At 43.0% G+C, this 9,209-nt stretch carries 10 protein-coding genes and 1 pseudogene; 6 read left to right on the top strand and 5 right to left on the bottom strand.

Annotated elements, in window-relative coordinates:
* Together L2764_RS24115 and L2764_RS24120 are read left to right on the top strand one after the other, a co-directional pair.
* Positions 1–104, top strand: a pseudogene (locus L2764_RS24115) (IS1595 family transposase); the annotation flags it as partial.
* An 88-nt stretch (positions 105–192) separates the two neighbouring features.
* Entirely contained in the window at positions 193–894 is a 702-nt protein-coding gene (locus tag L2764_RS24120; protein ID WP_248942917.1) for a GDSL-type esterase/lipase family protein, read from the top strand.
* A 481-nt stretch (positions 895–1,375) separates the two neighbouring features.
* Here L2764_RS24120 and L2764_RS24125 read toward each other — a convergent pair whose 3' ends face one another.
* Positions 1,376–1,693 (bottom strand): hypothetical protein, encoded by a 318-nt coding sequence (locus L2764_RS24125; RefSeq protein ID WP_248942918.1) that lies wholly within the window; start codon positions 1,691–1,693, stop codon positions 1,376–1,378.
* 309 nt (positions 1,694–2,002) lie between these two features.
* On the opposite strand from L2764_RS24125, the gene L2764_RS24130 reads away from it, so the two are divergent.
* Together L2764_RS24130 and L2764_RS24135 are read left to right on the top strand one after the other, a co-directional pair.
* Entirely contained in the window at positions 2,003–2,293 is a 291-nt protein-coding gene (locus L2764_RS24130) for a hypothetical protein (protein WP_248942919.1), read from the top strand.
* Between the two features lie 65 nt (positions 2,294–2,358).
* Entirely contained in the window at positions 2,359–4,623 is a 2,265-nt protein-coding gene (locus tag L2764_RS24135; RefSeq protein ID WP_248942920.1) for a TonB-dependent receptor, read from the top strand.
* Between the two features lie 138 nt (positions 4,624–4,761).
* Here L2764_RS24135 and L2764_RS24140 read toward each other — a convergent pair whose 3' ends face one another.
* On the bottom strand, positions 4,762–5,664 hold the full coding sequence (locus L2764_RS24140; RefSeq protein ID WP_248942921.1) for a LysR family transcriptional regulator: 903 nt from the start codon (positions 5,662–5,664) through the stop codon (positions 4,762–4,764).
* A 95-nt stretch (positions 5,665–5,759) separates the two neighbouring features.
* Between L2764_RS24140 and L2764_RS24145 the strand changes: the two genes are divergently transcribed.
* A complete protein-coding gene (locus L2764_RS24145; RefSeq protein WP_248942922.1) occupies positions 5,760–6,245 on the top strand; it encodes a GNAT family N-acetyltransferase in 486 nt (161 codons plus the stop codon).
* Positions 6,246–6,326: 81 nt separating this feature from the next.
* Here L2764_RS24145 and L2764_RS24150 read toward each other — a convergent pair whose 3' ends face one another.
* Together L2764_RS24150 and L2764_RS24155 are read right to left on the bottom strand one after the other, a co-directional pair.
* The gene (locus L2764_RS24150) at positions 6,327–6,734 is read right to left on the bottom strand and encodes a DCC1-like thiol-disulfide oxidoreductase family protein (RefSeq protein ID WP_248942923.1); all 408 of its coding nucleotides are present in this window, start codon (positions 6,732–6,734) and stop codon (positions 6,327–6,329) included.
* Positions 6,735–6,821: 87 nt separating this feature from the next.
* A complete protein-coding gene (locus L2764_RS24155) occupies positions 6,822–7,160 on the bottom strand; it encodes a hypothetical protein (protein ID WP_248942924.1) in 339 nt (112 codons plus the stop codon).
* Positions 7,161–7,419: 259 nt separating this feature from the next.
* Here L2764_RS24155 and L2764_RS24160 point away from each other — a divergent pair, with 259 nt between their 5' ends.
* Positions 7,420–8,694: an MFS transporter gene (locus L2764_RS24160; RefSeq protein ID WP_248942925.1), complete on the top strand. Its 1,275-nt coding sequence runs from the start codon at positions 7,420–7,422 to the stop codon at positions 8,692–8,694.
* Between the two features lie 111 nt (positions 8,695–8,805).
* Here L2764_RS24160 and L2764_RS24165 read toward each other — a convergent pair whose 3' ends face one another.
* The gene (locus tag L2764_RS24165; protein ID WP_248942926.1) at positions 8,806–8,991 is read right to left on the bottom strand and encodes a hypothetical protein; all 186 of its coding nucleotides are present in this window, start codon (positions 8,989–8,991) and stop codon (positions 8,806–8,808) included.
* Between the last annotated feature and the right edge of the window lie 218 nt (positions 8,992–9,209).

Consider the following 9,209-nt stretch of genomic DNA (forward strand, 5'->3'; position numbering starts at 1 on the left):
GAAGGTTCTCGCTTGAAGACATGTTGCCACGATTTATGTATGTCGCACTACGAACTGCTCCTATGCCACAGAAGTATTTAAGCATGGCTGAGCTTTATGGGTAATCAGGAACATTTTTGTACCCGTTAATATAAAATGATAAAGTTATTTCAATCTCTTTAAAGCAGGCTCTTCTTTATAGGTTTTATTTTTATGAGTAATAGCCAAAAACCAATACCCGTGAATCGACATTCCCAAGTTCAACATCTAACAGTCCCGCAAGATAAACGGAATAGCCCTCGTTGGGCCAAACGACATCAAGCCATTTTGAGCCGCAATAAAGATAGCTTAAATCCTCCTGATGTCATCTTAATAGGAGATTCAATCGTGCAACAGTGGGAGCAAGCAGGAAGCAGCGTTTTACGAGACTGGCAGCAAAAATTGGTGATCCAAAATCTAGGCTTTGCCGGCGATAAAATACAACATCTACTCTGGCGAGTGGAGCACGGCCAACTTGATAACATCAACCCTGCCTTGCTGGTGCTCAATATCGGCACCAACAATGTGCCTGACAACACGCCGCAAGAAATAGCACTTGGCGTTAACCACCTAGTGAGAACCATTCAGCTCAAACTGCCTGACACCCAAATACTCTTATACCGACTTTTTCCTCGTGGAGAAAAACACTCCATTGAGCGCCAACTCAGTACTCAAGCCAGTGCATTATATTCTACATTAGACAAAAACAGCTTCATTCATGACTTAGATATTCATGATAACGTTGTCGATAACCAAGACGATATATCTGTTGAGATCATGCATGATAAGCTGCATTTAACCCGTAAAGGCTATGAGATATGGCTCAAGCAATTACAACCTTACTTTGAACACGTTTTTAAACATAAAGATAAGTAAGTCATTGATTTATTAACCAGAGCTTTAGCCCTTGCCAATGAAGAGCAGCAAACCTTAAGCTGGTATGCAATACAGCTCAGTGAATGCCGCTTTGCCATTTTTGATACCTTCACCAATGAAACTGGCCGACAAGCCCACCTTGATGGTAAAATTGCAGCCACACTTCTGGCTCAAGCCGATGAGCTCTTGGCTATTCCACCTGAGATAATGACCGCTAACATCTTAGCTGCCAAAGTGCGATCCTACTGATATGTCTAAGCCACTTGAAAATGCAAAAACCAAGTGACTTAGAACATTCATGATCAAAAGCATTGAAGACGTTTTCAATGCTTATCACTCATGAGTTTTACTTGCGGCTTAGCCTAACCCGATTGATGAAACTCAATGACATTATCATCCAAATCTCGGGGAAAAATAACATTGAGTGAGCTTATGATACAAAACCACCAGCAAGAGGCTTACCGACTCAAGCTTCACTATATTATCGTTTAAGCCTGTATAAATTAATCGCAGGTAATACAATCACCGCCTCAAGTGGCGTTAAAAACAAACAGGATAATACTGTCGCTTTCAGGCCAAGCGTATAACGATTACTCTCTTCTTTAACCGCTAACTGGTGCAATTTCACATTGGCAATAAGCGTAAACAAAATAATAACAGCCAATAGTGAAACATACCCCATGGTCCAAGCTGGGCTATCCATTCCGAGCAGATAGAGCGTAATACTCATCATTAATCCTGTCCAGAACATGAGGTATAACACTTTAACTCTGCGATATAATCTCCCCATTTTTCCCATAAAATGCCTCCCTAATACTCTACTTTTATACTCAAACGACATTCACATTGAACCACACACTTCCCGCTAACTTCAATCAATAATCTCCTTATTAACCTCCTGCACCGATAGATAAAATGCCAAGCCAAAGTCAAAAGAACACTAAAATAATAGGGTTTAGCAGATCGGTTCCAACAGCAATCTTTAATTATTACACTTTTAGCTTTGCGTTTTTCTTCGGTGAAGAGTAACGTGTGCCATCATAAAAAAGAGTATTAGCAATTGGTATTATTCGCTAATCGAAAATAAGAGGAGATCAGGTTAACCATAATGACACATCGAATACCCCTGACTCTTAAAAATAGCCTCTGGCTAGTGTTCGGCTTGTGGCTGATTGTGCTGCAATCTATCACTCTGGCCCATGGCATCGAACATGCTTTAGAACATGATAACACTCACTGCCTATACAGTAATATTTACCATCATCACCATGCTGGCCCGACAACGGTCATCATGCCTGCAATGTGTCAGCAACAAGCTGGAAGCATAGCACCTCCTCTCTATCAGCAACCTTCACTACTTTGGCTACGCAACCTAAACGTACGTGCCCCTCCCTTCTAGTCTTTCAGCAAAACAAAAATCAATTTAAACATTCTATTTTTTGCTTTTCTATAAGGACAGGCATAATGAGACATGCTCTATCGTATATAGCGCTAGCGCTTGCTGGCGGCTCTACACCTGTAATCGGAGCTCAGATCCAAGGTCAAATTACCGATAATAATGGCGCGCCTATCGCTGGCGCACAGGTGAGAATTGCCGCTGATAATAAAACAATCAGTGACGCTCAAGGTCAATACCAATTATCCTTCGCGGACAACAGCCTTGCTCACCTGCATGTGAGTGCTGATAACTTCACAGATGCAGATGATGATTTACCCATAACCACAGGCACGGTGACGCAAAATGTTTCACTCGAGCAGGCCATGATGGAAACCATTGTCGTCACCGCATCGCCTTTTTTGCAATCAGCAGTAGAAAGCACCACGCCAATCAGTGTGATGAGTGAAGAGCAGCTGAAACTGAATACTGAGCCCACCTTAGGAGATACACTGGAAAAACTCCCCGGTGTACAAGCCTCTCATTTTGGTGCTGGCGCGAGTCGCCCCATTATTCGCGGCATGAGTGGCCCTAGAGTGTTAGTGTTAGAAAATGGCCTTTCTGTGGGAGATGCATCGACAGTATCGGCAGATCATGCCGTGACCACTGAAGCCGGAACGGCGCAGCAAATCGAAATTCTTCGAGGGCCAGGGTCTCTACTCTATGGTAACGGTGCGATTGGCGGCGTCGTCAATGTCGTGAATAACCGAGTTCACGAAGAAGCGGTCGATGAACTATCGGGTAACTTTGGCACCCAATATGTGACTGGCAATAATGGCCGCACCGTTAATGGCGAGCTAAACGGAGGTAACGGTAAATTCAATTGGCATGTAGACGGTACACAGCGCAATACCGATGATCTCGATATTGCCGGTAATGCCATTGAAGACCAAGCTGACACTCATGGCACACTGGCTAATAGTCAACTAGAACAGGATAACTATGCCGCTGGTGTTGGGTACACAGGCGATAACAGTTTTATCAGTATCTCTGGAGCGCATACCGATTCAAACTATGGGATCCCTAAGCGAAATGAAGATGATCCTGACATCAGCATAGATTTACAAAAAACGGTGTGGCAACTTCATAGCGGCCTGTTAAATCCATTTTCTGGCGTGAGTAAGCTGCGCTTTGACGCAGGCTATACCGATTATCAACATGCCGAGCTAGAAGATGACGTCGCCGACACCTTCTTCTACAACAAGGAGAGTGAAGTCCGCTTAAGTATTAACAATACACCTTGGGGCGAATGGCAAGGGAGCATGGGTCTGCACGCTATCCACCGGGATTTTTCTGTTGAAGGAGAAGAGGCTCTGACGCCCGACAGTAAAACCGACACCCTCGCGGCGTTCATCGTACAAGAGCGAAAAATTGATGACTTTCGCATTAAGCTTGGGGGTCGTATCGAGCATTATCGCTTAGATCCTGACAGCATGAACCTAGAAACCTCAACCAGCACACAAAATTATCAACCCGATGGTGTCAATGATAACAATCTGACGCTTTCAGCTGGCATAGTCTGGGATTTCGATCCTGTCTATAACTTAGGCTTATCATTTGAAAGAGCCGAGCGCTCAGCCACCGCCGAAGAGCTTTACAGTTTCGGCGATCATGATGCCACGCAAAGCTTCGACGTGGGTTCCCAATTCAAAATTGAAAACGGTGAAGTCATAGCCGACAGTGACAGTAACAATAAGGAAATCGCCAATAATATTGATTTAACCCTACGGAAATTAAATGGAGCATGGACCGGATCCTTGAGCATGGCCTATAACAGGATCAACAATTTCTACTATGAAAAAGATACTGGCCTCATCGCCTCCGATATCGATGAAGAGGGCTCTCTGCCAGTGTATCAATTCACTCAAGGCGATGCCGAATTCTACTCAGTAGAGGCCCAAGCCAAGATACCGTTTGACGACACTTGGTCATTGGACTTACTGAGTGATTACACTCGGGGGTTATTGGTCGATGGGGGTAATTTACCCCTTATCTCGCCCTTACGTTTTGGCTCAACCATTAACTTTGACCAGTTGGACTGGCATGCCGAAATAGGTGTCATGGCTTATGCCAAACAGACAGAAACCGCCGAAAATGAGACCGATACAGCAGGTTATGCCTTACTCAATACTGCCGTGACCTATCATCTTATGATGGACGATAACGATATTATGTTATATGTGAAGGGCACCAACTTGCTCAATCAAGATGCTAGGCCGCATACATCGTTACTGAAAGAGTACGCCCCTCTCATGGGACGTAGTTTCACAATAGGCATGAACTACGATTTTTAATCGACGCTACAACGAAGTCATTAATTCGCCAGTGAGCCTCAAAGAGAAGCCCCCTGACTTCGCTTTGATGCTCGCATAAAAACACATGTCAAAAAGCAATGACACAGCATATTACCTCACTTAATTAACCGCCCAGTATCAGCATAGCTGGCTAATCAACTGCCTTAACCAACGATGACTCGCTTTACTCGCATTAAGTTTATGCCAATAGACATTTAACTGATATTCAGGAATGGCAATAGGCGGAGAGTAAATATCAATATCCAACCTTTTACCCAGATTGGATATGACCAATCTGGGTAAGGTTAAAATAAGATCTGAATGTAAAATGGTATAGGGTGCGGCGAGAACACTCGGTAACTGTAACGCGACATGGCGACTCAGTCCTTGTGTGGCAAGATGATGATCGACGATCCCTTTTTTCTCACCCCATGGTGATATTCTGACATGTGATAAACTTACAAAGTTATCCAATGTTAAGCCGTTCTTTAATCGAGGGTGGTTTTGTCTAGCAATAGTACAGTAACTATCTTGTAACCAAGTTTGGTATTCAATAGTGGATGATTTTTCAATTTCGTGACTAAAACCCAAAACAAAATCCAGCTCTCCACTAATGAGTTTTGCCGTTGGCATTTTATCTTCTGATGAAACAACAGTAATACGAATGTTCGGTGCGACCTTGGTAATGTGGCTAATCAGTTTAGGTAATAAACTAAATTGAGTGTAGTCCGTTGCAGCGAACTTGAATTCAATATCACTGGTTGTAGGGTCAAAGACTAAGCTATGATTCAATCCCATATGGATCTGCTCTAACGCTGGCGAAAGGTGAAAAGCAAGATCATGAGCTAATGTGGTTGGTTCCATCACATTATTCACTCGTACAAATAGCTCATCGCCTAAACGTTTCCTCAGCCGAGATAAACCGTGGCTAAAGGCTGACTGGCTCAAACAAATGTCATCTGCGGCGATGGATACCGAACGATAGCGATACAAAGCGTCGAATAGAATCAGTAAGTTCAAATCGATTTGATGAAGGTTCATTATGAATAATACACATATTGATATGAAAAAAATGCACTATAATCATATTAATCCAACCGTTATGATAACGTCAATCATCGATATCGGAAAATAACGTGGATCAATTATCTATTCGCCAAGCCAAAGCCGCAGATTCAGCACTCATCTTACACTTTGTGCGTGAGCTAGCCATTTATGAAAAAGCTGAACATGAAGTACTGGCAACAGAGCAAACTATCAAGCAAACCCTTTTTTCTAACGACAGCCATGTTAACGCATTGATTTGTGAACAAGATGGCCAAGCATTAGGCATCGCCATTTACTTTTATAATTACTCAACTTGGCTAGCAAAACCAGGGCTGTACCTTGAAGATCTCTATGTCTCTCCCGAACACAGAGGCAAAGGTGCGGGTAAATTATTACTCAAAAAAATGGCGCAGATTGCGCTGCAAAAAAACTGTGGCAGATTTGAATGGAGTTGTCTCGATTGGAATAAACCGTCGCGAGATTTTTATGATGCAATCGGCGCAAAATCGCAAGATGAATGGGTCGGCTACCGCATGTCGGGTCAAACGCTGATAGATTTTTCTGAACAAAATTAATTTGTTTTATCTCCAATCTCATTGACGATGCATCTTCAATGAGCTTGGGAATACCAGGCAGCTCCGAACGAAGCTCATCATTTAAAATCGACTATTATCATTGATATTTAAATTGTTGATTTTCGTTTTAGCCAGTATTTTAAGAAGCATATTCCGAAAAAACCTTAATGCAGGATAGCATATTGTCGACAAATATTGAGATTTAAACATCCAATAGTTCATTCGATTAAACACGCCTGAGCGACTACTGATTAAGGCGAGAACATGAATAGCATCAGCAGCATAATACACTTCCCCCTCCATTTTCAATACCATTCCTTGATCAATATCTAAGCCTAACTCGGTGATTTCAGCAAGCACGTCACTATTGTCACGCGCATCAATGAGCTTAAGCACACCCACACTTTCTCGTATCCTTACTAACTGGCAATAATAATCACAAGCAGGGCATTCTTTATCATAAATGAGTAATATTTCATTCTTGCTCATACTCGATCTCCGACATACCAAATTTACTCTGACCCCGTATTTCACAAATCTGTTTAACCGCTACGGCTTTGTACATTAATTCAGGATTTAAAAAAGATAATCGATTCGTCTGTGCACTGCGAATCCTTTAAAGCCTTCCGTTTCCACATCATAATCCCGCCCAGTTACCATTTGACTATAAATCGCTTTGGTGGTGATAAAGGTCTCCGCATCGGTGACAATATAGAAAGTCGCAATGCCCGAGCAACGTCCCTGAGAACAGCCTTCGCTCCACTCAACATTTTTGTTCACCACGTTAATGTTGAGCACTTGATTGCTAAACTCAAACCACGCTAAAGCGCTGCCGATGATCAGGATAAATATCGGTACCATAAACTTGGCGATACGTGCCAATCGCTGAAAATTCTCATCTTGATCTTGTTGCATAGCGCTTCCTTAACGGCTTATATAGGCTCACCCCGTAAAAACATTATATAACAGCTAAGACGGAAAATTAATACTGAATATCAACGGATCCTTTTGCTCCCTACCGTTAAGTTTATTTAAAAGTAAGTCAGTTGAAAGTGAGTCAGCCTCGCTTTATTGCTAGCTATCACATTTAACACCTATAAAGAAATAAGTAAGGGACTCTAATCCCCTAACTGGATTTTGCGAGTCAAAGGCTCTATCCTTTTAATGATTTGGAATGCTTGCTATTGCTTCTAAAACGATAAAGCGACGTAATATTATTTCCGGCGCAGTCGGCAATACCCTTGAATGGTATGATTTTGCTGTTTACGGCACCATGGCTCCCATCATCGGCAAACTGTTTTTCCCCAGTGATGATCCCTTCACGTCACTTCTCGCCGCTTTTGGTGTTTTTGCCATTGGTTATATTGCGCGTCCTTTAGGGGGCGTCTTACTGGGTCATATGGCGGATAAAATCGGTCGAAAGCCAGCACTGATCCTCTCCGTTGTCATGATGGGAATAGGCACCACGGCCATTGGTTTTCTGCCGACCCACGCTGACATTGGCAGCACGGCAGCCATCTTGCTGATCCTGCTGCGGATCCTTCAGGGATTATCGGTTGGCGGTGAGTATCCGAGTTCCATCGTTTTCCTTGCAGAGCATTCTTCGGATAAAGAGCGCGGTTTTAACACCAGCTGGCCAATGTTCGGCAGCGTAGTCGGTTTTCTCCTTGGCTCTTTCATATGTTCCTTGTTCAGCAATATTTTAGGATCCGCTGAATTTCAGACCTGGGGCTGGCGCCTGCCTTTTTTGTTTGGATCGGTCATCGCCGTTTGTGCAATCCTGTTCCGCCGCCACATGACCGAACCGAATGTTTTTGATAACGCCAAACCACTGAATACACTTCCCTTTATTGCTGCTATTCGCGATCATTGGCGCGAGATCATGCAAATCGTCTGTTTATCACTGGTGAACGCCGTTGGATTTTATCTGCTTTGGGTATACGCCATATCCTACTTAACAGAGCAGATGCATGTATCGACTGCCGATGCTCTGGATATTAATACCTTGAGCCTAATAATCCTTCTTCCCGTGATCACGTACAGTGCCATACTGTCCGATAAGATTGGCCGAAAACCGCTATTGTATTTTGTAGCCATTGGCTCATTGCTCTTTTCCTGGCCACTATGGTGGATGATGCATCATCAGAATTTTTGGATGATTTTAGCCGGACAAGCAGGATTTGCACTCCTATTCGGTGTGGGGTATTCCGGATTATCGGCCGTCATGGTTGAAATACTGCCGACCAGAGTCCGTTGCAGTGCCTCTGGGATCGGCTATAACTTGTGCATGGGTATTTTTGGCGGCACGACACCATTGGTGGCAACCTATTTGCTCGAGCGTACCGCCAACGATTTTTCGCCCGCCTATTATCTCATGGGCGTGGCCGTCCTTTCGCTCATCGTCACCTTCTTTCTCGCAGAAACCGCCGGTAAACCGCTACCCGATTAAATTTTATCATTCAGATCATGGCTGAAAATAATTCAAAATAACGTGACGGTTTTACCTTAATATACTTTAGATATTGATTCAGATGCACTTGCTAGAATAGAGATAACAATATTAATCTCGAATACGTAAAGCAACCTCATCAATTTTTTCATTGTTTGGCATATCAAGTTTATGTGGCATAGAGACCTTATCTTCTCTTTTAGCGTGTTTACTGAAAGTTAACTCTAACACAGTGGGAAATGAATCATCGATTCTAATTGGAGCCACATTGTTTGCATGTATATGTACTAAAGGCATATTTATCTTTTCGATAAACGACTCAATTCTATTTAGATGCACATCACAAGAGTTATTGTCAAATGTGGTGTATCAATGAATCGTGATGTTCTGTTTGATCTTGAGTTATCCGTTCACCATCTTTAAATTGAATACCTGATATGACATCAGCAAGCAGCTTAAAACCTCGCAGGCGATACCACTTTTTTTCTGCTGATTGCGCCAGTTTAAACACCATC

Origin of the sequence: Shewanella surugensis (assembly GCF_023284005.1) — a bacterium.
GTDB lineage: Bacteria > Pseudomonadota > Gammaproteobacteria > Enterobacterales > Shewanellaceae > Shewanella > Shewanella surugensis.